The sequence below is a fragment of the Streptomyces sp. NPDC002125 genome (assembly GCF_053593715.1).
In genome coordinates, this window is the sequence record NZ_JBSFDD010000003.1 from 159,601 (window position 1) to 183,437 (window position 23,837).

Annotated in this window: 18 protein-coding genes; 7 read left to right on the plus strand and 11 right to left on the minus strand. The window is 69.8% G+C overall.

Translation table 11 applies throughout. The features are described from left to right. Positions 1–215: 215 nt before the first annotated feature. The 5 genes from ACWCQM_RS06540 to ACWCQM_RS06560 form a co-directional block, all read right to left on the minus strand. Entirely contained in the window at positions 216–908 is a 693-nt protein-coding gene (locus ACWCQM_RS06540; RefSeq protein WP_450914199.1) for a hypothetical protein, read from the minus strand. 295 nt (positions 909–1,203) lie between these two features. Then, a complete protein-coding gene (locus ACWCQM_RS06545; protein WP_450914200.1) occupies positions 1,204–1,923 on the minus strand; it encodes an ABC transporter permease in 720 nt (239 codons plus the stop codon). Between the two features lie 30 nt (positions 1,924–1,953). Continuing rightward, a complete protein-coding gene (locus ACWCQM_RS06550; RefSeq protein WP_450914201.1) occupies positions 1,954–2,865 on the minus strand; it encodes an ABC transporter ATP-binding protein in 912 nt (303 codons plus the stop codon). After that, entirely contained in the window at positions 2,862–3,770 is a 909-nt protein-coding gene (locus tag ACWCQM_RS06555; protein WP_450914202.1) for an ABC transporter permease, read from the minus strand. Before ACWCQM_RS06555 ends, ACWCQM_RS06550 begins: the two co-directional genes overlap by 4 nt. Then, on the minus strand, positions 3,760–4,773 hold the full coding sequence (locus ACWCQM_RS06560) for an ABC transporter ATP-binding protein (protein WP_450914492.1): 1,014 nt from the start codon (positions 4,771–4,773) through the stop codon (positions 3,760–3,762). The genes ACWCQM_RS06555 and ACWCQM_RS06560 overlap by 11 nt, the downstream gene beginning before the upstream one ends. Positions 4,774–5,163: 390 nt before the next feature. Between ACWCQM_RS06560 and ACWCQM_RS06565 the strand changes: the two genes are divergently transcribed. Next, on the plus strand, positions 5,164–6,942 hold the full coding sequence (locus ACWCQM_RS06565) for an SDR family oxidoreductase (protein ID WP_450914203.1): 1,779 nt from the start codon (positions 5,164–5,166) through the stop codon (positions 6,940–6,942). Between the two features lie 352 nt (positions 6,943–7,294). Further along, on the plus strand, positions 7,295–7,834 hold the full coding sequence (locus ACWCQM_RS06570) for an RNA 2'-phosphotransferase (RefSeq protein WP_450914204.1): 540 nt from the start codon (positions 7,295–7,297) through the stop codon (positions 7,832–7,834). Positions 7,835–7,870: 36 nt separating this feature from the next. On the opposite strand, the gene ACWCQM_RS06575 is transcribed toward ACWCQM_RS06570, so the two are convergent. After that, entirely contained in the window at positions 7,871–8,161 is a 291-nt protein-coding gene (locus ACWCQM_RS06575) for a hypothetical protein (RefSeq protein WP_450914205.1), read from the minus strand. A gap of 196 nt (positions 8,162–8,357) precedes the next feature. On the opposite strand from ACWCQM_RS06575, the gene ACWCQM_RS06580 reads away from it, so the two are divergent. Together ACWCQM_RS06580 and ACWCQM_RS06585 are read left to right on the plus strand one after the other, a co-directional pair. Further along, entirely contained in the window at positions 8,358–9,269 is a 912-nt protein-coding gene (locus tag ACWCQM_RS06580; protein ID WP_450914206.1) for an LLM class flavin-dependent oxidoreductase, read from the plus strand. Positions 9,270–9,492: 223 nt separating this feature from the next. Further along, a complete protein-coding gene (locus ACWCQM_RS06585) occupies positions 9,493–10,335 on the plus strand; it encodes a Cof-type HAD-IIB family hydrolase (protein ID WP_450914207.1) in 843 nt (280 codons plus the stop codon). 104 nt (positions 10,336–10,439) lie between these two features. Here the strand turns inward: ACWCQM_RS06585 and ACWCQM_RS06590 are convergent, their stop codons facing one another. The 5 genes from ACWCQM_RS06590 to hisC form a co-directional block, all read right to left on the minus strand. Continuing rightward, a complete protein-coding gene (locus ACWCQM_RS06590) occupies positions 10,440–12,146 on the minus strand; it encodes a sensor histidine kinase (RefSeq protein ID WP_450914208.1) in 1,707 nt (568 codons plus the stop codon). A 61-nt stretch (positions 12,147–12,207) separates the two neighbouring features. Next, on the minus strand, positions 12,208–15,771 hold the full coding sequence (gene cydD / locus ACWCQM_RS06595) for a thiol reductant ABC exporter subunit CydD (protein ID WP_450914209.1): 3,564 nt from the start codon (positions 15,769–15,771) through the stop codon (positions 12,208–12,210). Positions 15,772–15,996: 225 nt separating this feature from the next. Further along, positions 15,997–16,998, minus strand: a complete 1,002-nt coding sequence (cydB, locus tag ACWCQM_RS06600) for a cytochrome d ubiquinol oxidase subunit II (protein WP_450914210.1) — start codon at positions 16,996–16,998, stop codon at positions 15,997–15,999. 19 nt (positions 16,999–17,017) lie between these two features. After that, on the minus strand, positions 17,018–18,526 hold the full coding sequence (locus ACWCQM_RS06605) for a cytochrome ubiquinol oxidase subunit I (protein ID WP_450914211.1): 1,509 nt from the start codon (positions 18,524–18,526) through the stop codon (positions 17,018–17,020). Between the two features lie 426 nt (positions 18,527–18,952). Continuing rightward, positions 18,953–20,032 carry a histidinol-phosphate transaminase gene (gene hisC / locus ACWCQM_RS06610; protein WP_450914212.1) on the minus strand — a complete coding sequence of 360 codons (1,080 nt, stop codon included), beginning with the start codon at positions 20,030–20,032 and terminating at the stop codon, positions 18,953–18,955. A 403-nt stretch (positions 20,033–20,435) separates the two neighbouring features. Between hisC and ACWCQM_RS06615 the strand changes: the two genes are divergently transcribed. The 3 genes from ACWCQM_RS06615 (at position 20,436) to ACWCQM_RS06625 (ending at position 23,788) form a co-directional block, all read left to right on the plus strand. Next, positions 20,436–21,548, plus strand: a complete 1,113-nt coding sequence (locus tag ACWCQM_RS06615; RefSeq protein ID WP_267074680.1) for a LacI family DNA-binding transcriptional regulator — start codon at positions 20,436–20,438, stop codon at positions 21,546–21,548. Positions 21,549–21,707: 159 nt separating this feature from the next. Beyond that, positions 21,708–22,781, plus strand: a complete 1,074-nt coding sequence (locus ACWCQM_RS06620) for a metallophosphoesterase (protein WP_450914213.1) — start codon at positions 21,708–21,710, stop codon at positions 22,779–22,781. A gap of 182 nt (positions 22,782–22,963) precedes the next feature. Then, complete coding sequence (locus ACWCQM_RS06625) at positions 22,964–23,788, plus strand: hypothetical protein (protein ID WP_450914214.1); 825 nt, start codon at positions 22,964–22,966, stop codon at positions 23,786–23,788. The last annotated feature ends 49 nt before the right edge of the window (positions 23,789–23,837 follow it).

Sequence of the window (23,837 nt, forward strand, 5' to 3'; positions counted from 1 at the left end):
TGCGGGCAACTGCGCGGGCAGCTGATGAAGCTACCGCGGTGCCGGCTGCGGACCACCCTGTCGGGAACACGACGGACTTGGACTCCTGGTCATCGCCGCGCTCCTCTCCCGGTCCTGGTGAACGGCGTGTTCGTCTCCGCGCCGTCCCCTCAACTCTGCCCCAGGACGGCGTCCGAGGACCACCCATTTACGCGGTGGCCCCCGGACCCGGACCGTCAGCCGCTCGTACGGCGGCTCAGGTCTCTCAGCCGGCGAGCCAGATCGTCCATGCGGGCGTCGAGCCGGATGACGTCCTGCGAGACGTCGGTCAGCCGGACACTGACGCCACCGATGAGCTGGTGGGTGACGTCCAGCTTCCGGTCCAGGGAATCGAACCGTTGCGACATCCGGCCGAGCACGGGCCCGAGCTCCTGGAGCGCGCTCCCCACATCGGCGAGACAGCCCTCGATACGGGTGACGCGCCGGTCGAGCGATACGTAGGAGGCCCTGAGGTCCTCCTCGGCGTCGAGCAGGTGGGTCCGGACGCTGCGCGCGATATCGCTGTCGCGAAGAAGCATCGCAATGTTGAGCACGGTCCTACGCGTGTAGAGGCGGAGTTGAGTGGCTGCCTGTGGATAACTTTTCACCTCCTCCCCCTTCCATAGCGACATCGTGTCGCTATGGAAGGACCGCAGCTCAGCGCCTCGCAGCACCCTCATTCCATTGCTGACCAGCTCGTCCTGATGCCGGTCGGTGAGCCTCCTGACAGAGGCTGTGGATACTTCGAAGTACCCAGCCACCTCCTCTGTGCGAAGGTGAATTCCATCAGGGAGCATGACAAGGCTCTTCACCTTGTCGAGGACTTCGACGCGCCCCATCTGCTCGACCCGGAGGGCCTGGGATTCGAGCAGGGCGACTTCCGTGGGCATGGGTGTGCCTCTCGTGCGTGGGAAGAGCAAGGAGAGCCCTGTCCCCGGGCTGCGAGGGCGGAGGACGCTCACGGTTGCCACTCATTCGATGACCGGCCGGGCGGGCATCGCCTCACCCCTGCCGGCATTCCCCTGATTCACGAAAGCTCGACGCCACGGATTCCAGTTGCCTCCACGCACCCGGCACAACGAGCCGATAACCGTACAGTCACGCGTATACACCCCCACACGGAACAACCCCCGTCCGGCGGACGGGAGTTGCGCGAGCCAAGGACCGTTCCCACGAGGGCCGGTCTCACTCCTCGCCGGCGAGCTTCAGCCCCCTCAGCTTCTGGCCCGCGTACCACGTGGCGACGACCGTGACACCGATCAGCAGGACCGTCGCGAGCGGCAGGCCGACGTCCGCGGTGACCAGGCCGTCCCCCGCGACCTTCTCGGCGACCGAGAGGGACCACTGCTGCACGCTGAGCGTCCTGGCCCCCGGCACCAGGCTGCCGAAGAGCGCCTCCCACACCAGCGCGTACACCAGGCCGAAGACCACCGCGTGCCGGCTGACCGTGCCGAGCAGCAGGAACAGCGCGCTGTACGCGATCGAGGCGACCAGCGCCGCGATCGTGTAGGCCACGGCGATCTGTCCGCCGTTGCCGTTGAGGATCAGACCCGCGACGAACGTCGGCAGTGCCGAGAAGAGCATCGTGACGGCGACGGCGACGATCAGCTTGGTGAAGATGATCGTGGGGCGCTTCACCGGCTTGGCCAGCAGATAGACGATCGAACCGTCGTCGATCTCCGGCCCGATGGCGCCGGTCCCCGCGATGACACCGATCAGCGGCACCATCGTGGCGAGGGCGAATCCGCCCAGCACACCGGAGGCGACGCCGTCATCGGCTCCGGCGAACGCCCGTACCGCCACCGAGATGGCCACCAGCAGGACGGGCAGGACGAACAGGATGGCGGCCCGGCGCCGGCCGAGCAGGGCCCGGTAGGTGAGCCGGGCGACTGTGGGGTCGTACATGACGCTTCACAGCTCCTTTCAGGCCACTACTCAGGCCGCTACGAGATAGGAAAAGACCGATTCGAGGGACTCGTCGGACGGGGAGACGGTCAGCAGCCGGATGCCGTGTTCGCGTGCCACCCTCGGCAGCAGCGTGGTGAAGCGTCCGAAGTCGACCGCCTGGATGCGCAGGGCCTGTTCCGTCACGTCGACCTCGATGCCCGCCGTCGACGGGTCGGCGATGAGCGCGGCCGCCAGGGCCCGGTCGTCACTGGACCGCACGAGATAGCGGTGCGGCCGGTTCGTCATCAGCCGGCGGATCTTCCGGAAGTCGCCGGACGCGGCGTGACGGCCCGCGACGATCACCTCGATGTGCGAGGCGAGCTGCTCGACCTCCTCGAGGATGTGCGAGGAGAAGAGCACCGTGCGGCCCTCCGCGCCCATGCGGCGCAGCAGATCCATCAGCTGCATGCGCTGGCGCGGGTCCATTCCGTTGAACGGCTCGTCGAGCAGCAGCACCGAGGGATCGTGGACCAGCGCGGACGCCATCTTCACGCGCTGGCGCATGCCCTTGCTGTACGTCGAGATCTTGCGGTCCTGCGCGTGCTCCATCTCGACCGTGGCCAGCGCCTTCGCCGCCGCCGCGTCACCCAGGCCGTGCAGCTCCGCGTTGGCGACGACGAACTCGCGGCCGGTCAGGAAGTCGTACATGCCCTCCCGATCCGGCACGATCCCGATCGCCTTGTAGACGGCCTCGTTGCGCCAGATCCGGCTGCCGTCGAGCGTCACCGTGCCGGTCGACGGTTCGAGGAATCCGGCCATCATGTTGATCAGCGTGGACTTCCCGGCTCCGTTGGGGCCGAGCAGGCCCGTGACACCGGGGCCCACGGTCATGCTCACGTCGTTGACGGCGACCACATTGCCGAACCAGCGGGAGGTGTGGTCGATCTCGATGGTGGTCACAGGCCGACCCTCCGGTAGCGGCGCATCAGTACGGCGTACGAGCCGGCGACGAGCGCGAGGACAACGAGCAGATAGACGACGCCCGCTCCGGCTCCCGGCCCCTCACCGCCGGGGAACGCGGAGACGGCACCGAGGAACGCGGTCTGCACTCCGTCGATCAGCGTGATGGGGGAGAACAGCCCCAGCCAGGTGATGGCACCGGGCGAGTCCGTCTGCCAGGCGATCGCCTGGACGGTGGAGACGGCCCCGTAGGTGATGGTCAGTACGGCGATCACGGCGGCGACCCCGAATCCCCGGCGCGGTGTCAGCGCGGCGACGACCAGTCCGAGCCCGGCGAACAGTACGGAGAGCAGCGCCACCGAGACCATCCCCTGCCCGAAGCCCTTGGTCTGATCGGCGAAGTCGAACTTCGCCAGCAGCGCGCCCACGTAGAGGATGACGAGGGGCAGCCCGGTGAGGATGAGCAGCGCCGACGCCATCGCCGCGTACTTCGCGAGCACGTAGTCGACGCGCTCGATGGGCCGCGAGAAGTACAGCGGCACGCTCTTGAAGCGGAGGTCCCGGGACACGGACTGCGGCGCCTGGGAGGCGATGAACAGTCCGATCACGGCCTGCAGATAGATCGCGAAGTCGGTGTACTTGATGGGCAGTTTCGTCATGTTCGGCGTCGCGATGGCGACGGCCACGAGGATCAGCGCCACCAGGCACATCACCCCGCACAGCAGCATCGGCAGCACCTTGGACTTCGCGGACCTGCCCAGCCCGAACGAGCCCCGCAGGGACTGCGAGTAGAGCGACCGGCGGGCGTAGGCCCGGCCCAGCCGGGCGCCGTCGTAGGAGCGGTATCCGATGTTGTGGATCCGGGAGGTGTCGCTCCCGGCCGCGGTCCCGGTCTCAGTGCTCATCGCGACCGCTCCCCTTCTGCTGTACGGCGCCCGCCGTCGCGGCCATGGCCGCCTGGGGTGCCTCTTCGGTACGGAAGACCTCGGCGATGCGGTGGCGGCGCTGTTCCATCCGGACGAGCCCGAGTCCGAGTTCCGCGACGCTGTCGCGGACCATGTCGTAGGTCTCCTCGCCCGTCGCCTCCACGAGGAGAATGTGACCGGCTCCCGGCAGCCCCTCCGCGTCGAGTCCGTCGTGGCCGACGAGCTTGACCCCGGCGCCGGTGAGGACCTCACGCAGGGCGCCCGTGCCGTCGGGGTGGGCGTCGCTGTCGGTGACCTCGACCGCCAGCGTCGTGGTGGTGCGGGTGAAATCGCTGGTCGAACTGGACCGCAGGAGCGTCCCGCCGTCGATGACGACGACGTGGTCGCAGGTCCGCTCCAGCTCCCCCAGGAGATGCGAGGTGACCAGCACCGAGATGCCGAAGTCGGTGTGGATGCGCCGGATCAGACCGAGCATCTCGTCGCGCCCGACGGGGTCCAGACCGTTGGTCGGCTCGTCGAGGAGGACCAGCTTGGGGTCGTGGACCAGAGCCTGGGCCAGCTTCACCCGCTGCTTCATCCCGGTCGAGTAGCCGCCGATGGGCCGGTAGCGCTCCTCGTACAGACCGACGTGGCGCAGCGTGTCCGCGGTGCGCTCGCGCGCCGCGGTCGGCGGCAGCCCCGACATCCGCGCCATGTGGACGACGAACTCGGTCGCCGACACATCAGGGGGCAGACAGTCGTGCTCGGGCATGTATCCGACCCGTTCCCGGATCGCGGCGCCCTCGGTGGCGACGTCCAGCCCGAGCACCGCGGCCCGGCCTTCGGTGGCGGGGGACAGACCCAGAAGGATCTTGATCAACGTGGACTTGCCGGCCCCGTTGGAACCCACCAGGCCGGTCACGCCCGGTCCGATGTCCAAGGAGAGCCGGTCAAGAGCGGTCACCCTCGGGAACCGCTTGCTCAGGCTTTCGATTGCGATCACAGTCACGTACTCGACGGTAGTGGCGCGCGCCACAGGAGTCGTCAGACCAGACGGTTGTATCCGAGTCCGACTCCAGGCGTACGGACCCGTAGGGGGACCCCATGGAGGGGGACACGGGGCCGTGGCCTGTCCACAGGAAGCTGAGGGACGAGGCCGTGGCCTGCCCTCGGGACGCTGAGGGACGAGGCCGTGGCCCGTTCTCGGGACGCTGAGGGACGGTGTCCACAGGGACAGGGCCGGACATGTCCACAGGACCCGGTGGAACATGCCCACCCGCCGTTGTCCACAGGTTCGGGGCATCCCTTGACGCGGCCGCCCGCCGGTTGCCACATTCGTCGGTGTCACGTTACGGACGCGTACCGCAACGCCGGCACTGGACGAGGAGGCGGCGTGGACCTGCGAGGCGCGCGTGAGCGCTGGGTGAGTACGGGCGGAATCGAGCTGTGCGTGGCCGAGTTGGGCGACCCGGCACAGCCGACGGTGGTGCTGGTGCACGGCTACCCGGACAGCAAGGAGGTCTGGTCCGAGGTCGCGGGACGACTGGCGGACCGGTTCCACGTGGTGCTCTACGACGTGCGGGGGCACGGTCGCTCGACGACCCCGAAGCCGCTGCGCGGGGGCTTCACCCTGGAGAAGCTGACCGACGACTTCCTCGCCGTCGTGGACGCCGTGAGCCCGGATGCCCCGGTCCACCTGGTCGGCCACGACTGGGGCTCCGTCCAGGCATGGGAGTTCGCGACGGTGGAGCGGACCAGGGGCCGGATCGCCTCGTTCACCTCGATGTCCGGTCCGTCCCTGGACCACCTCGGGCACTGGGTCAAGAAGCGGACGTCCCACCCGGGCCCCCGCCATGTGGGCCAGTTGCTCGGCCAGGGCGCCAAGTCCTGGTACATCTACGCACTGCACACGCCGGTCCTTCCTGAGCTGGCCTGGCGCGGCACCCTCGGCCGCCAGTGGCCGCGCATCCTGCGGCGGATGGAGAAGGTGCCCGCCGACGGATATCCGACGGCCTCGCTCCCCCAGGACGCGGCCCACGGCGCCTGGCTGTACCGCGACAACATCCGCTCCCGCCTGCGCCGGCCACGCCCGGACGCGTACGCCCATGTGCCGGTCCAGCTGATCACTCCGACCGGTGACGCGTTCCTCTCACCGGTGCTCTACGACGAACTGGACCGGTGGGCGCCGAGGTTGGTCCGCCGGTCCCTTCCGGCCAAGCACTGGATTCCGCGCACCAGGCCAGATCAACTGGCTTCCTGGATCACTGACTTCCTCCTCGCGGAGGAGGCAGGCCAGGGCGAAGCCTCCCGTTCCGGCACGGAGGCCGGGAAGGCGACCGGTCCCCATGCCGAGCGCTTCGGCGGGCAGTTGGTGCTGGTGACGGGAGCCGCCTCGGGCATCGGGCGGGCCACCGCTCTGTCGTTCGCCGCGGCGGGCGCGCGCGTGGTGGCCGTCGACCTGGACGCGGAGGGCGCGGCACGTACTGCCGAGTCGGCGCTGGCGGCCGGAGCGACGGACGCGTGGGCCGAAGTGGTCGATGTCGGCGACGAGAAGGCGATGGAGCACCTCGCCGAGAAGGTCGCCACGGAGTACGGAGTCGTCGATGTCCTGGTGAACAACGCGGGTATCGGTCTGTCGGGCTCCTTCTTCGACACGACCGCCGAGGACTGGCGGAAGGTGCTCGACGTCAACCTGTGGGGAGTGATCCACGGCTGCCGGGTCTTCGGCAGCCGGATGACCGCCCGAGGCCAGGGCGGCCATATCGTCAACGTCGCCTCGGCGGCGGCGTATCAGCCGTCACTCGCCCTGCCCGCGTACAGCACGTCCAAGGCCGCGGTGCTGATGCTCAGCGAATGCCTCCGCGCCGAACTGGCCGGGAAGTCGATCGGCGTCAGCGCGATATGCCCGGGCTTCGTCAACACCGGCATCACCGCGACCGCGCACTTCGCCGGCGCCGACGAGACCGAGGAAGCGCGGCTCCGCGAACGGACGGCGAAACTCTACGCACGCCGCAACTACCCGGCCGAGAAGGTGGCCCACGCCATCCTCGAAGCCGTCGTGCACAACAGGGCAGTTGTGCCGGTGACACCCGAGGCCCGGGGCGCGCGCCTGCTGTCGCGGTTCAGCCCACGCGTACTCCGCGGAGTGGCGCGGCTGAAGCCACCGCTGTGATGGGAGGCGGCGGTTCGGTGATGCCGCTTCGCAACACGCCCTGAACGAGGTGTGCATGGACTGCTCTGACCGGTTCGGCCAACAACTTCCCTGCGTCTTTGCTGACTTGGCGCTCACGCCTTTCCCGCAGGGGTGTTGAGCTACCACTATCGAAGCATTCCGCCCATATCACCCTAAGCCTATAGAAGTTAGCTAAATGCCGTAAACCACAAGCCACTTGTCCACAGAATCGCCAAAAGGCCTGTGGATAAAGTGAGTTGGCTGTGGATCAAACCTCGGAGCGAAAATGAATGCCGGGAACGTCGAGTGAAATCCGGGTGCGCCGGGAGGCGTGGCGCGGGACTCTGACGGGATGGACGAAAGACGCACCGTCAAGGTGTCCAAATACCTGTCGAAGCATCTGCGGCATCAGCCGGACCGGCTCGGGATCACGCTCGATGCCCAAGGCTGGGTGGAGGTGGACGAGCTGCTGCGGGCGTGCGCCCGGAACGGCTTCACCATCACCCCGGAGGAGCTCGACCACGTCGTCGCCGCGAACGACAAGCAGCGCTTCGCCGTCGAGGGCGGCCGCATCCGCGCGAGCCAGGGCCACTCCGTCACCGTGAACCTCGGCCTGCCCCCGGCCGTGCCGCCGCCGTACCTCTACCACGGCACCGTGGCCCGGGCTCTCGACAGCATCCGCTCCGAGGGGCTGCGGCCCATGAATCGTCACCACGTCCACCTCTCGCCCGACCGCGCGACAGCTGTGCGCGTCGGCGCCCGGCGGGGCGTACCGGTAGTCCTCTCCGTGGACGCGGGGGCCATGCACCGGGCGGGACACCTCGTCCACGTCAGCGACAACGGGGTGTGGCTCACCGACTCCGTGCCTCCGGCCTTCCTGCGCCTGCGCTGACGGCCCCCGGCCGCCCTGCTCCGACCTTGTGGAGCATCAGCGCCGCATGCCGCCGAGGCCGGTCCTCAGGTCTTCGAGGTTCATCACCGGCTGCAGGCTGATCTTGGAGTTCACGTGGAACAGCGGCTCCAGCAGCGGCGGCATCTGAGCGGAGTCCTGCATGTCGAACACCATCAGACAGGTCCGCTGACCGTTCTGGACGGTGAAGTACGACGCCTCGGGCTTGAGATGCTCCACGACCTCCTCGATGACCTTCGGCATGGTTCCGTCGGACACGGCCTGGTTCGCGGTCTCGGTGTCCATCTGCGCGGTGAGCAGCATCCTCATGGCGACCCTTCTTCCTGCGAACCACCACCGGCGCCGTGCACACACGCGCGGGCAGGTCCGGCGGGGTTCCACTCCAGCGTCGCCCCGGCCTCCTGCCCCGGCAACCACTGCCACCCGTCCTGGGCGGCGTTCCCTCCGAGCCTGACGCCCCTGGTGGCCCACGGGGCCCGCCGGCCCTCACCGTAGAGTCGTCGTCATGACCTCCTCCCGCCGACTGAGCACCGTGATTCTGCCCATCCACCGCTGGAACGACGGTGGCCGAGCCCTCTGGGCGCGCGCCGAGGAGCTGGGCTTCCACGCCGCGTACACCTACGACCACCTGGCGTGGCGCACCTTCCGGGACCGCCCGTGGTTCGGGGCGGTCCCGACCCTGACCGCCGCCGCCGCGGCCACAGAGCGGCTCCGCCTGGGCACCCTCGTCACCTCGCCCAACTTCCGGCACCCGGTGACGCTCGCCAAGGACCTCATCACGCTGGACGACGTGTCCGACGGCCGGATCACCCTCGGCATCGGCGCCGGGGGCAACGGCTTCGACGCCACGACGCTGCGCCCGGTCGGTGAGGAGCCGTGGACGCCGCGGGAGCGCGCCGACCACTTCGACGAGTTCGTCCCGATGCTCGACCGGCTGCTCCGGGAGCCCTCGGTGACGCAGGAGGGCACGTTCTACGCCGCGAACGAGGCCCGGAACATTCCTGGTTGTGTGCAGCGGCCCCGGCTGCCCTTCGCGATCGCCGCCACCGGGCCGCGCGGGCTGAAACTCGCCGCCCGGCACGGCCAGGCGTGGGTGACCACGGGCGACCCGAAGCTCTTCGAGGCCGGGACCCCGGAGCAGTCCGTGGCCGCGATCCGGAACCAGATCAGCCGGCTCGGCGCGGCCTGTGAGGAGACCGGGCGGGACGTCGGTGAGCTGGACAAGATCCTGCTCACCGGTTTCACCCCGGACCGTCCGCTCCAGTCCTTCGACGCGTTCGTGGACTTCGCCGGCAGGCACTTCGAGCTCGGCTTCACCGAGATCGTCATCCACTGGCCGGTGCCCGACTCCGTCTTCACCGCGGACACCGAGCTGTTCGAGCGGATCGCCACCGAGGGCACGGCCCAGCTCGGCTGACCTCTCCGGTCGACCCCCTGGGCGGCTCTCCGGGCCGGGCGGCGAACCGTCCCGGCCCGGGCGTCCGACACTTCGGCGAGGGCTGCCGGCCGCTTCTGCCCCGGTAAGCACGCCTTCGCGCCGTCGGCATATGCCGAAGTCATGTTCCGCAGTTCAGAGGCTCGCGTTCTCAGATGTGCGCCCCTCTGCACGCCCGTGCGACTCCGTACGGGAGAATGACCGGGTGACCTCAGCTTCCGACTCGCCTCTGCCTGCCGTGACACGTCTGATCGCCACCGACCTGGACGGCACCCTGCTGCGCGACGACAAGACCCTGTCGGACCGTACGACCGCCGCCCTCACGGCAGCCGAGGAGGCGGGGATCGAGGTCTTCTTCGTCACCGGCAGGCCGGCCCGCTGGATGGACGTCGTCAGCGCCCACGTCCAGGGCCACGGCATGGCGATCTGCGCGAACGGGGCCGCGGTCGCCGACCTCCACGACGGCCGCCTCCTCAAGGTCTACCCGCTGGACCGCGACGTCGCCCTGGACGTCGTGGGCGTCCTGCGTGAGGCCGCCCCCGGTGTGTCGTTCGCCGTCGAGCTGGCCACCGGCATCCACTACGAGCCGGCCTACCCCCCGTTCCACATGGACCCGGGTGCGACGGTCGCCGTGGCCGAAAAGCTGCTGTACGAGGAGGTCCCCGGCACAGGCGCCCCGGTCCTGAAGGTCCTCGCCCACCACCCCGAGCTGGCTCCGGACGCCTTCCTCACGCTGGCCCGCGAGACCGCCGGGGGCCGTGCGTCCTTCACCAGGTCCAGCCCCACCGCGCTCCTGGAGATCAGCGGCCTTGGAGTCTCCAAGGCACGCACACTCGCCGCGTGCTGCGCGGAGCGCGGCATCTCACCGGACCAGGTGGTGGCGTTCGGGGACATGCCCAACGATGTGGAGATGCTGAGCTGGGCGGGCGCCTCCTTCGCCATGGGCAACGCGCACCCCGCCGCCCGGGCCGCCGCGTCCGGGGTGACGCTCAGGAACGACGAGGACGGTGTCGCGGTCGTCATCGAACGGATCCTGGCCGCGCGCTGAGGCTTCGGGCGGCTGAAGGCACAGGCAGCTGACGTCACGGGCGGCTGAGGCCACGCGCCGAAGCCGACGGCGCCGGGACACACGCGGCAGCGCTCCCCGCACGGTCAGAGCGGGACCTGCCAGGTCACCGTCGTACCGCCGCCGTCCTCCCCCGTGCCCGGCCCGAACCAGCTCGCGCCGCCCAGGGATTCCGCGCGCCTGGCGAGGTTCCGCAGACCGCTGCGCCGCCCCCCTTCCGGGATGCCCACCCCGTCGTCCGCGACCGTGAGCCGTACCGCCTCGCGACCGTCCGGCAGAACAGCGGTGGCGTCCACCCCCACATCGACGCGTGAGGCCTGCGCGTGCCGGAAAGTGTTGGACAGCGCCTCGCGCAGGGCCGCGATGAGATTCTTGCCCGCGAGCTCGCCCACGAGTGAGTCGATGGGACCGAGGAACCGGTGCGAGGGCATGAACCCCAGGGGCACCGCCGCCATGTTGATCTCCCGCAGTACCCGCGTCCTGAACCCGGCCGGCGCCTCGGCGGGCTCCTGCTGCAGCGCGAAGATGGCGGTGCGGATCTCCTGGATGGTCACGTCCAGTTCGTCGACGGCCCGTCCGACACCCTCCCGGACCGCGGGTACGGGCGAGCGCCGCTGCGCCCCCTCCAGCATGATCCCAGTGGCGAACAGACGCTGGATGACGAGGTCATGAAGGTCTCGGGCGATCCGGTCCCGGTCCTCGTAGACGGCGAGCCGCTCCCGGTCCCGCTGGGCCTCGGCCATCTTCAGCGCGAGCGCCGCCTGCGCAGCGAAGTGGGTGGCCAGGAGCCGCTCCGTCCGGGTGAACGACCGTCCTCCCCTTCGCCGCGGAATGGCGAGCGCGCCGAGCACCTGGCCGCCGCTGCGCAGGGGGAGCAGCATGTGCGGGCCGAACCGGTTGGCCAGCCTGGTGATCATCCGGGGGTCGGTGGCCGGGTCGTCCAGAAAGACCTCCTCGCCCCTGAGGAGCGCGGCCACCACGGGGCTCTGCGGCGGAATGATCACCCCGAGGGACGCGGACGGCTTGTCGCCCGCGACGGCGACGATCTCCAGGCCCCCTTCCTCGGCGGGGAGCAGCACGATTCCCGCCTCGGCGTCGGCGAGGCGCATCGCCTGCTCCGCGACGACGGCCAGTGCCTCGTCCGCGTCCCCGCCCGAGAGGAGAGCGGTGGTGACAGCGACCGAGCCGTTGATCCACCTCTCACGCTGCCTGGCCGCCTCGTACGTACGCGCATGGCCGATGGCGATCCCCGCCTCCGTGGCGAGCACCCGCAGCAGCTGCAGTTCGGCGTCGCCGAACGCCTCACCGCCCTGCTTCTCCATCACATAGAGATTGCCGAAGATCTTGCCCTGGACCCGGATCGGAACACCGAGGAACGTCCGCATCCTCGGGTGGCCGGGCGGGAAGCCTGCGAAGCGCGGGTCGGCCTCCAGATCCTCCAGCCGGATGGAGACGCCCTCCTCGATCAGGGCACCCAGCAGCCCGGTGTGTCCGTCGGGCGGGCGGCCGACCGCCTCGGCGGTCCCCTCGGGAACGCCATGGGAGACGAAGTCGCGCAGGCTCTCACCGGGCTTGTCGACGACCCCGATCGCCGCGTAGCGAGCACGGGCGAGCTCGGCCGCCGTCTCGCAGATGCGCTCCAGGGTGGAGTGGAGCTCAAGCCCTGTGCCGACGGACTTGGTGGCCTCCAGCAGCGCGGGGACACGGGCGGTCAGCGCGGGGGAGAGCCCCCGCAGGCTCGCGGCGGGCGGCCGTGCGGCTTCGGGCGATTCCTGCGGCTCCTGCTCCGGCATGACCCGAGCCTAATAAGCGATGAATCGTCCGGAAAGTCGGAACACGGTCCGCCCGCCGCCCTCAGGCGCGTACGGGCACCGCCTCCACCCGCCCCCTCGGCTCCGGTTCCGCACCGACCGGCTCCTGCTCGCGTGCGAGCATCCTGCGCAACGGCCCGTCCTGTGCGGCCAGATCGGCGTAGGGCCCCTGCTGGACCACTCGGCCGCCGTCCAGCACGAGGACCTCGTCCACGGCGTCGAGCCCGGCCAGCCGGTGCGTGATCAGCACTGTCGTACGTCCCTCAGTGGCGGCCAGCAGATCCGTGGTCAGCGCGTCCGCCGTCGCCAGGTCGAGGTGCTCAGCGGGCTCGTCGAGTACGAGTACGGGGAAGTCGGCGAGCAGCGCACGGGCCAGCGCCAGCCGCTGCCGCTGTCCGCCCGAGAGCCGGGCGCCGTGCTCGCCCACCAGCGTGTCCAGTCCGTCCGGCAGCGAGTCGGCCCAGTCCAGCAGCCTGGCCCCGGCGAGAGCGTCCCGGAGCTGGCGGTCCGTCGCACCGGTGCGGGCGAGCCGCAGGTTCTCGCGGATGGAGCTGTCGAAGACGTGCGCGTCCTGGGCACACAGCCCGACGAAGCTCCGGACCGTGTCCCCGTCCAGGGCGGATGCCTCGACACCACCGAGGCGGTACGTCCCCTCCTTGGCGTCCAGGAAGCGCAGCAGGACCTGCGCGAGCGTCGTCTTGCCCGAGCCGGACGGCCCCACGACCGCCACCCGCTTGCCGGGGAGCAGGGTCAGATCGACGGAGTGCAGGGCATCGTGCCCCGCGCCCTCGTACCGGGCCGACAGTCCTCGTACGTCGAGCGGGAAGGGCGAGGCGGGCGCCTCGGCGGGCTCGGCCGGTTCCTCGACCGGCACGGGAGCGTCCAGCACCTCGAAGACCCGCTCCGCGCTGCGCCGGACCCGCTGGCGGTACTGCACCGCGAGCGGCAGTCCCGTCACCGCTTCGAAGGCGGCGAGCGGCGTGAGGACTACGACGGCGAGCTCCACGCCTTCCAGCCGTCCGTCGAACGCGGCGGGCAGCGCGACGACCGCCGCGGCCACCACGGTGAGCCCGCAGATGAGGGCGGAGAGTCCGCCGCCGAGCGCGGTCGCGGTCGCCCCGCGGGAGGCGATCCGCGTGAGGACGGTGTCCGCGCCGCGCACCCGCTCCTTGCGGTCGGCCAGGGCACCCGCGACGGTCAGCTCGGCCGTCCCGCCGAGGAGATCGGCGACCCGGACGGACAGCTCGGCCCGGGCGGGCGCCAGTTGGCGCTCGGCACGCCTGGCGCAGACCCCGCTCAGCCAGGGCACGCCCACGCCCGCGAGCAGCAGTCCGACCGCCAGGACCGCGCCCGCGCCGGGGAGCAGCCAGCCGAGGAACGCCACCGACCCGGCCCCGACCGCGAGCGCGGTCCCGGCGGGCAGCAGCCAGCGCAGCCAGTAGTCCTGCAGGGCGTCCACATCGGAGACCAGCCGGGACAGCAGGTCGCCTCGTCGCGTGGTCCGGAGCCCGGCGGGCGCGATGCGCTCCAGTCCGCGGTACACGGAGACCCTGAGCTCGGCGAGCATCCTGAGCACCGCGTCATGGGACACCAGACGCTCGGCGTACCGGAAGACGGCTCGGCCGATGCCGAAGGCCCTGGTCGCGGTGACGGCGACCATCAGATACATCACCGGGGGCTGCTCGGACGCGCGCGAGATCAGCCATCCGGACACGGCCATGAGCCCGACGGACGACCCGACGGCGAGGCTGCCCAGCAGGAGCGCCAGGCCCAGCTTCCCGTGCTGCGATCCCGCGGCCTCCCGGACCCGGGCGAGCACCCGGCCGCCGGCCCTCGGGGCGGTGTCCTTCAGCAGCCCGGTCTCCCCCGCGCCGATCAGCTCGCGTGCGTAGGTACGGTCCGACGCCGCCGAACCGCCGGACGGCGCGGGCACCCGGGCAGCCGACGAGGCACCGGGGGAGGCGCTCACCGGCGGCCGGGGCCCGATCTCCACCACCCGGTCCGCCACCGGGAGCAGCGCGGGCCGGTGCACGACCAGCAGCACGGTGCGTCCCGTCGCCAGCCTCCGTACCGCGTCGACGATGCCTGCCTCCGTCTCGCCGTCCAGGCTCGCGGTCGGCTCGTCGAGCAGCAGCAGCGGCCGGTCGGCGAGGAACGCCCGGGCCAGAGCGATCCGCTGACGCTGGCCTGCGGAGAGACCGGCCCCGTCCTCACCCAGCGGTGTCAGGACGCCGTCCGGCAGAGCCTCGACGAAGTCATGGGCCCCCGCCTCCCGCAGGGCCTCCATGACCTCTTCGTCGCCGGCGTCCGGGCGGGCCAGCCGTACGTTCTCCGCGATCGTCCCGGCGAAGAGATGCGGACGCTGGGGCACCCAGGCGATCTGCTCGCGCCAGTGCTCGGGGGAGAGGCCGGCGAGACGGGTCCCGCCGACGCTCACCCGGCCCTCGTCGGGCACCGTGAATCCCAGCACCACGCTCAGGAGCGTCGACTTCCCCGCCCCGCTGGGGCCGACGAGGGCGACGGTCTCCCCCGGCTCGACGACAAGGGACGCGTCGTCGAGCGAGGGTTCCGTACGCCCCTGATGCCGGACCGTCACCCCGTCCAGCTCCAGACGAAGCGACTGCGGCACGTCCTCGGTGCCGCCCGCCACGGGCTCGGTCTCCAGTACCGCGAAGATCTCCTCCGCGGCCGAGAGCCCTTCCGCGGCGGCGTGGTACTGCGCGCCGACCTGGCGGATCGGGAGGTAGGCCTCCGGCGCCAGGATGAGAACGACCAGCCCCGTGTAGAGGTCGAGTTCTCCGTGGACGAGCCTCATCCCGATCGTCACGGCGACCAGCGCCACGGAGAGCGTCGCGAGCAGTTCGAGGGCGAAGGACGAGAGGAACGCGATCCGGAGCGTTTTCAGCGTGGCCGCGCGGTACTGCGAGGTGATCGTGCGGATCGATTCGGCCTGTGCCTTGGCCCGCCCGAAGACCTTCAGGGTCGGCAGTCCCGCGACCACGTCGAGAAAGTGCCCGGAGAGCCGCGAGAGCAGCCGCCACTGACGGTCCATCCGGGACTGGGTGGCCCATCCGATCAGGATCATGAAGAGCGGGATCAGCGGCAGTGTCACCACGATGATCGCCGCCGACACCCAGTCCTCGGTGACGATCCTGGCCAGAACCGCCACCGGTACGACGACCGCGAGGCCGAGCTGAGGCAGATAGCGCGAGAAGTAGTCGTCGAGTGCGTCCACCCCCCGGGTGGCCAGCGCGATGAGCGACCCGGTGCGCTGCCCGCTCAGCCAGTCCGGACCCAGGGCGGCGGCCCGCTCCATCAGCCGGCCGCGCAGCTCTGACTTGACGGCGGAACTCGCCCGATGGGCGGCCAGTTCCGTCAGCCAGGCCACGAAAGCCCGGCCCAGCGCGACTGCGGCGAGCAGGATGAGTGGGGTGCGCAGTCCGGAGACGGTCAGCCCCTGCTCGAAGCCGCCCACCACCACCTCGGCGATGAGCATGGCCTGAGCGATGACCAGAGCGGCTCCGACCAGCCCGAGCGCGACCACGGCCGCCAGGAAGAAGCGAGTGGCGCGGGCGTACCGGAGCAGGCGCGGGTCGATCGGTTTCACGTGAAACAGCTCCCCTGTGAGCTCAGGTCCGGCGCGGTGGCGACATTCATCGCATGCCGGCTGGTGTCGGGCGCGCCGAGAGATGCGGCGCGCGCCATCGGGTTCAGTGCGCCTCGGGTTCGGTACGTCTCGGCTTCCGTGCACCTCGGTTCCGTACACATCGGCCTCGTACACGTCGGTTCGGTGCGCGTCGGTTCGGTGCGCGTCGGTTCGGTGCGCGTCGGTTCAGTGCGCGTCGGCGATGTGCTGCGTGCCGATGCGCTTGCGGAACACCCAGTACGTCCAGCCCTGGTAGAGCAGCACCACCGGCGTGGCGATGCCGGCGCACCAGGTCATGATCTTGAGGGTGTAGGGGCTCGACGAGGCGTTGGTGACCGTCAGGTTCCAGGCGTCGTTCAGCGAGGACGGCATGACGTTCGGGAAGAGCGTCAGGAAGAGCATCGCCACGGCCGCGGTGATGGTCAGACCCGAGAAGGCGAAGGACCAGCCTTCGCGTCCCGCCGAGATCGCTCCGATGGCCAGGACCAGCGTCACCACGGCGCCGGCCATCGCGACCAGGCTCCAGCCGTTGCCGTTGTCGGCCTGGGTCCAGAGGAGGAAGACCAGCGCGACCACAGCGGTGGCCAGGCCCAGCTTGAAGGCCAGCGCACGCGCCCGCTCCCTGATGTCCCCGACCGTCTTGAGCGCGGCGAACACCGCCCCGTGGAAGGTGAAGAGGAACAGCGTGACCAGTCCGCCCAGAAGGGCGTACGTGTTGAGCAGGTCCCAGAGGTTGCCGACGTACTCCATGTCGGCGTCGATCTTCACCCCGCGGACGATGTTCCCGAAGGCCACACCCCAGAGCACGGCCGGGATCAGCGAGGTCCAGAAGATCGCGTGTTCCCAGTTGGTCTGCCAGCGTTCCTCGGGCCGCTTCGCCCGGTACTCGAAGGCCACCCCACGCACGATCAGGCAGATCAGGATGATCAGCAGGGGCAGATAGAAGCCGGAGAACAGGGTGGCGTACCACTCCGGGAAGGCGGCGAAGGTCGCGCCGCCCGCGCTGAGGAGCCATACCTCGTTGCCGTCCCAGACCGGCCCGATCGTGTTGATCAGGACACGGCGTTCCTTGCGGTTCCTGGCCAGCAGCTTGGTGAGGACCCCGATGCCGAAGTCGAATCCCTCCAGGAAGAAGTAGCCGGTCCAGAGAACGGCGATGAGCACGAACCAGACGTCGTGGAGTTCCATCTCTCAGCTCCGCTTGCTCTCAGTAGGAGAAGGCCATCGGCCGGTCGGCGTCCTCGTCATGACCGCCGATCCGGGTGGGCGGGTTGAGGTCGGCCTCGGTGAGCTCGGGGGGACCGGCCTTGACGTACTTCACGAGCAGCTTGACCTCGATGACGGCAAGCACCGCGTAGAGCGCCGTGAAGCCGATCATGGAGGTGAGGATCTCCCCCTGCGAGACCCCGGGAGAGACTCCGTCACGGGTCTGGAGCACCCCGTACACCACCCAGGGCTGACGTCCCATCTCGGTGAAGATCCAGCCCCAGGAGTTGGCGATCAAGGGGAAGAGCATGGTCCAGAGGGCCGTGATCCAGTAGATCCTGGCGAACTTCGGGCTCAGCGCCTTGTTCCTGAACAGGACCAGATTCGGCACCTCGTCCTCCCCGGTGCGCAGCGCCGGTGGCAGCAGGAACTTCCGGCGTGTGAGCCACAGCCCCAGCAGACCGAGTCCGAAGGACGCCATGCCGAAGCCGATCATCCAGCGGAAGCTCCAGAAGGCGACCGGGATGTTGGGCCGGTAGTCACCGGGGCCGTAGGTCTCCTGCAGTTGCTCGTTGATGTCGTTGATGCCGGGAACGTACGAGGTGAAGGTGTTGTCCGCGAGGAAGGAGAGCACGCCGGGGATGGAGATCTCCACGTCGTTGTGCCCTTGGGCGACATCACCGACCGCGAAGAGCGAGAACGGTGCGCCCTCCTCGCCCTCCCACAGGGCCTCCGCCGCGGCCATCTTCATCGGCTGCTGCTTGAACATCACCTTGCCGAGCGTGTCTCCGCTCACAGCGGTGAGCATGCCCGCCGCCACGACCGTGACCAGTCCGACCCTCAGCGAGGTGCGCATCACCCGGATGTGCCTCTTGCGGGCCAGGTGGAAGGCGGAGATGCCGACCATGAACGCGCCGCCGACGAGGAAGGCCGCCGTGATGGTGTGGAAGAACTGGGTGAGGGCGGTGTCCTGGGTGAGCACCTTCCAGAAGTCGGTGAGCTCGGCACGGCCGCGTTCCTCGTTGATCCGGTAGCCGACCGGGTGCTGCATCCAGGAGTTGGCCGCCAGGATGAAGAACGTCGAGAGGATCGTGCCGATGGACACCATCCAGATGCAGGCGAGGTGGATCTTCTTCGGCAGCTTGTCCCAGCCGAAGATCCACAGGCCAATGAAGGTGGACTCGAAGAAGAACGCGATCAGCGCCTCGAAGGCGAGCGGAGCTCCGAAGACATCACCCACGAACCGCGAGTAGTCGGACCAGTTCATGCCGAACTGGAACTCCTGCACGATGCCGGTGACCACACCCATGGCGATGTTGATCAGGAAGAGCTTGCCCCAGAACTTGGTGGCCCTGAGGTACTTCTCGTTGTCCGTCCGCACCCACGCGGTCTGCAGGCCGGCGGTGAGCGCCGCGAGCGAGATCGTCAGAGGGACGAACAGGAAGTGGTAGACGGTGGTGATGCCGAACTGCCAACGCGCCAGAGTCTCTGGTGCCAGAGCCAGGTCCACGCCGCTTCTCCTTACGTCGCCGTGATCACCGCCACAGCTCGCCCCATTAATCCACCCGATCACGGGAGAAACGGGACTAGCTTGTGAACGCGTTCACATTCACAAGCATTATGGCGCACACCTTTTCGAGGCCGTCGAGCGGGGGGTGGTTTCCAGCCGATCCCGCCGAGCCGGGCGAAACGGACAGAGCCCGTCGCGCACGGAGCAGCGCCCCCGTGGCCACCGGGGCAGCACCCGCTTCAGGCACGACAGCGGCCCCGGACCTCATGGAGCGAGGTCCGGGGCCGCCGGAGATCAGGGGGCCTGCCGAGGCCGCCACGTTCGCGAAGGGGCTCGCCCGCCATGGCCGCCGGAGATCAGGGGCACCCGACGTGCCCGCAGGAGATCGCGAGGGGCGCGCCTGCGGCAGTCGGAGGGCGCGCGCCGTCACAGCTCCTGTCGGTACGCCTCCGCCACCTTCAGGAACACGTCGTTGGCCTCGGACTCCCCGATCGTGACCCGCACACCCTCACCTGCGAACGGCCGCACGACCACACCGGCCCGCTCACAGACCCCGGCGAAATCGAGCGTGCGGTCCCCGAGCCTCAGCCAGACGAAGTTCGCCTGGGACTCCGGAACGGTCCAGCCCTGCCGCACGAGACCCTCGTACACCCGGGCACGCTCGCCCACCAGCGCTCCGACCCGCCCCAGCAGTTCGTCCTCGGCGCGCAGCGACGCGACGGCGGCGTCCTGGGCGACCTGGCTGACGCCGAAGGGGACGGCCGTCTTGCGCAGCGCCGCCGCGACGGGCTCGTGCGCCACCGCGAAGCCGACCCGCAGGCCCGCGAGGCCGTAGGCCTTGGAGAAGGTGCGGAGCACGGCGACATTGGGCCGCTCCCGGTAGATCTCGATGCCGTCCGGCACCTCCGGGTCCCGGATGAACTCCTTGTACGCCTCGTCGAGCACCACCAGCACGTCGGAGGGCACCCGGTCCAGGAACCGCTCCAGCTCCGCCCTGCGCACCACGGTGCCGGTCGGGTTGTTCGGGTTGCAGACGAAGATCAGCCGCGTCCGGTCAGTGACCGCTCCGGCCATGGCGTCGAGGTCGTGCACCTCACCGCCGGTCAGCGGCACCTTGACGGAGGTCGCACCGCTGACCTGGGTGATGATCGGGTACGCCTCGAACGAGCGCCAGGCGTAGATGACCTCGTCGCCCGGACCCGACGTGGCCTGGAGCAGCTGCTGGGCGACACCGACCGAGCCGGTGCCGGTGGCCAGATGCGAGACGGGCACACCGAAGCGGTCGGCCAGCTCGTTCATCAGGCCGGTGCACGCCATGTCCGGATACCTGTTGAAGGAGGCGGCAGCGGCGAGCGCCGACTCCATGACACCGGGCAGCGGGGGATACGGGTTCTCGTTGGAGGACAGCTTGAAGGCAACCGCTCCCTCGGCGCCCGCCGGCTTGCCCGGCACATACGCAGGGACACCGTCCAGCTCGGCGCGCAGCTTGGGGCTCGTCTCGCTCACCGCAGATCCTCCTCGACCGTCCGTACACATCAATACTGCTCACCCTATGAGGATTGGGCGCGCCTGCGAATGGCCGGAAGCCAGGAATCCTCCGCTCCGGCAGGAAACGCCGGGCATGCATGACTCCGGCACCCTTCGGCAGGGGGAGTGCCGGGCATCCCGCCGCGCGCCGGTCGCTCACTCCGTGGCGCGCATCCCCCGAACAGGTGAGTTGAGACCTCTTCGAGACATGAGCCATTCAGCAGGTCCATGCGCGTCGATGCATGACACATCGACCTACAGACCCCAAACACCCATGCTTAGCAAGGCATTTACACCCTTCTGATCATGCAGAAACGTGCCTGTCAACGTGTGCATATGCGACCGGCCCAACCGGGCGCCGGAGCCCTACTATCGGCTCGCTATGACAGCAGCAGGGAAGCACCAGGTGAGCCGGACAGAGACACCCCGGCGCAGCGGCCGGCAAGGACGGGCGGGCATCCGGGATGTGGCCGCGGCGGCCGGAGTCTCCATCACGACCGTGTCCGACGCCCTCAACGGCAAGGGCAGGCTCCCGGACGCCACGCGCCGCCATGTCCGCGAGGTCGCAGAACGACTGGGTTACCGCCCGTCCGCCGCGGCCCGAACCCTCCGTACCGGCAAGTCGGGCCTCATCGGCCTGACCGTGACCACCTACGGGGATGAACCTTTCACCTTCACGGAGTTCGCGTACTTCGCGGAGATGGCGAGAGCGGCCACATCGGCCGCCCTCGCCCGTGGCTACGCCCTCGTGATCCTGCCCGCCACGTCCCGCCACGACGTCTGGTCCAACGTGGCCCTCGACGGAACGGTCGTGATCGACCCCTCCGACCAGGACCCCGTGGTCACCGAACTCGTGCGCCAGGGGCTCCCCGTCGTCTCCGACGGGCGCCCGGCAGGATCACTTCCGGTCACCGCCTGGGTGGACAATGATCACCGCGCGGCCGTCCTCGACCTCCTGGACCACCTGGCCGCCGCGGGAGCACGCCGCATCGGGCTGCTGACGGGCACCACCACCGACACGTACACCCGTCTCTCCACCACCGCCTACCTCCACTGGTGCGAGCGGGTGGGCCAGGATCCGGTCTACGAGTCCTATCCCGCCCACGACCCCTGCGCCGGCGCCGTCGCCGCCGACCGCCTCCTCGCCCGCCCCGACCGCCCCGACGCCGTCTACGGGCTCTTCGACCCCAACGGGACCGATCTCCTCGCCGCCGCGCGCCGCTACGGCCTGCGGGTCCCCGACGACCTCCTGCTGGTCTGCTGCAGCGAGTCCACCGTCTACGCGTCGACCGAACCCCCGATCACCACGCTCTCGCTCAAGCCGCGCAGAATCGGCACGGCAGTCGTCCAGCTCCTCATCGACGCCATCGAAGGGGTCGAGCACGACGGTCCGGTGGAGCAGGTGATACCGACAGAGCTCATCGTCCGCACGTCCTCGCAACGGCGCCCGCCACGCACCACGGTCAGCGCACCCCGCTCGCCTGCCGGGGACTGATCGGATCAATCCGGACCAAAAGGTCGGTGAACCAGCTGTGCGTACGGATTCACCACCCCTGGTGCGTCACACAGCACGATCCGCATTCCTATGATGGGCGCACGACACCGCGGACCACCTCTACCAGGCAGGGCCCGTCAGGTGTACGGAGGCGCGACGGTGGTGGAGGGGTCGATGACTCAGGGGGCCGGTCAGGAACCCGTAGTGCGGACAGCGACGTTGCGCGACTTCCGCGTACCGCCGTATGCGCAGGTGCCGATGGGCCCGCCCTTGCCGCACCCCGGCAACGCCGGCGTGGGCGAGGAGCCGCCGGAGGGGTACACCCCCACCGAGCGCGATCTGCCCGTGATCAATCGCGGTGACACCGTCCAGGTGCGGACCGTCCCCGAGCCCCGGCCCGCCGACGACCGGGGCCGCGGTCCGCTGTACGTCGTCGGTGACGTCCACGGTTATCTGGACGAGCTCCTGGCGGCTCTCGGCGAGCAGGGCCTGATCGACGCCGACGGCGGATGGGCGGCCGGCAACGCCAGGCTCTGGTTCCTCGGCGACTTCACCGACCGGGGCCCGGACGGCATCGGTGTCATCGATCTCGTCATGCGCCTCTCCGCGGAGGCCGCGGCGGCAGGCGGGTATTGCAAGGCCCTCATGGGCAACCACGAGCTGCTGCTGCTCGGCGCGAAGAGGTTCGGCGACACCCCGGTGAACTCCGGCGCGGGCACCGCGACCTTCCAGGCCGCCTGGCTCCTCAACGGCGGTCAGAAGACCGACATGGAGCGGCTCCAGGACGTCCATCTCCAGTGGATGTCCCGGCTCGACGCGGTCGTCGAGGAGGACGGGCATCTGCTGATGCACTCCGACACGACGGCCTACCTCGACTACGGGTCCACCATCGAGGACGTCAACGACACGGTGCACGCCATTCTCACGCGCAACGACGCCGACGAGTGCTGGGACCTCTTCCGCAAGCTCACCAAGCGGTTCGCCTTCCGCGACGAGGGCGGCGCGCAGGCCGTGCGCGAGCTGATGTCGACGTACGGCGGACAGCGCGTCGTCCATGGCCACAGCCCTATTCCGTACCTGCTGGGCGAGGTCGGCTCGGAGGACGGCGAGGACACGGCACGCCCCGTGGTGGACGGCCCGCACGTCTACGCGGACGGGCTGGCCATCGCCATGGACGGCGGAGTGACCATGGCCGGAAAGCTGTTGGTAGTCCAACTTCCCCTGCATGACTGAGGAGTACGCGGGAAGGCGCATCACGACCCGACTCCGTCGGCGGCTGGGCCTATTTCCGGAAACCCCCTGTCACCCCGTGCCGTAGGCGCTCTACCATCGGCGTATCAGTAGCAGGCTCTCCTCCGTTTCCGCCCGATTGCCCGGCCCCACGCGGTCGATCAGGCCTTACGGAGCATCGGGGGATGCACATGAAAAGCGCTCCGCACCTGCTGGCCGAGGACCGCCCCGAATACGAGCGGATCCTTGCCGACGCGCTGCGTCACGCCCACGAACGACCGGATCTGGACGGAGTCGGCGACCGGCTCAACGCGGAACAGCTGCGGACGATGGCCCTGGACGCCACGCCCCTGATCACCGCTGCCGCCGCCACCGAGTACGAGCACTACGTGAAGGTCCGCGGCGAACTGCGCGGACCGGACGATCCGGGGGCCCACGACTCCGTCCTCGAACCCGCCACGCACGAACCGGATCCCGCGGGCGCCGGCACCCTTGCGGTGATCACCGTGCTGGCTCCCGTCCTCGCGGGCGCGGCCGCCCTGATATTCCTGCTGGTCGGTTACGTCCTCAAGGCGCTCAGCCCGGAGCCGGCCTTCGCCGGGACCCTGGTCACCGCCGGATGGTTCTTCGCCGCCGTCGCCGCCGCCGCCATCCTCGTGGCGGCGGTCGGGCTCCTCCTCACCGCGTTGCGCAACGGCGCCACCGCGCTGCCCGCCGTGGACGAGGAGGAGGAGCTTCCGGAGGACGTGGCCCGCGCCAGGGAGGCCTGGCGCCACGCCCTGCTGGAGCGCGGCATCCTGCCCTTCCTGCGGGACGCGCTCGCCGACCCGACCGCAGGACCCGCAGCGAGGACGCCGCACAGGTCGGCCCATCGCATCCCGAAGATCGGCTACAGCAGACCGGACTTCACCGGGCCCCAGGACGGGCCTTCGGCCGGGCCGCGCCCCACCTTCACGAGTCCGGACTTCACCAGCCCGGACTTCGGCGGGCCCGAGCACCAGCCGGAGTGACCGCAGGCGCGGCACGGGGTTCGCGTACGTCTCCGCGTCGCACCTGCCG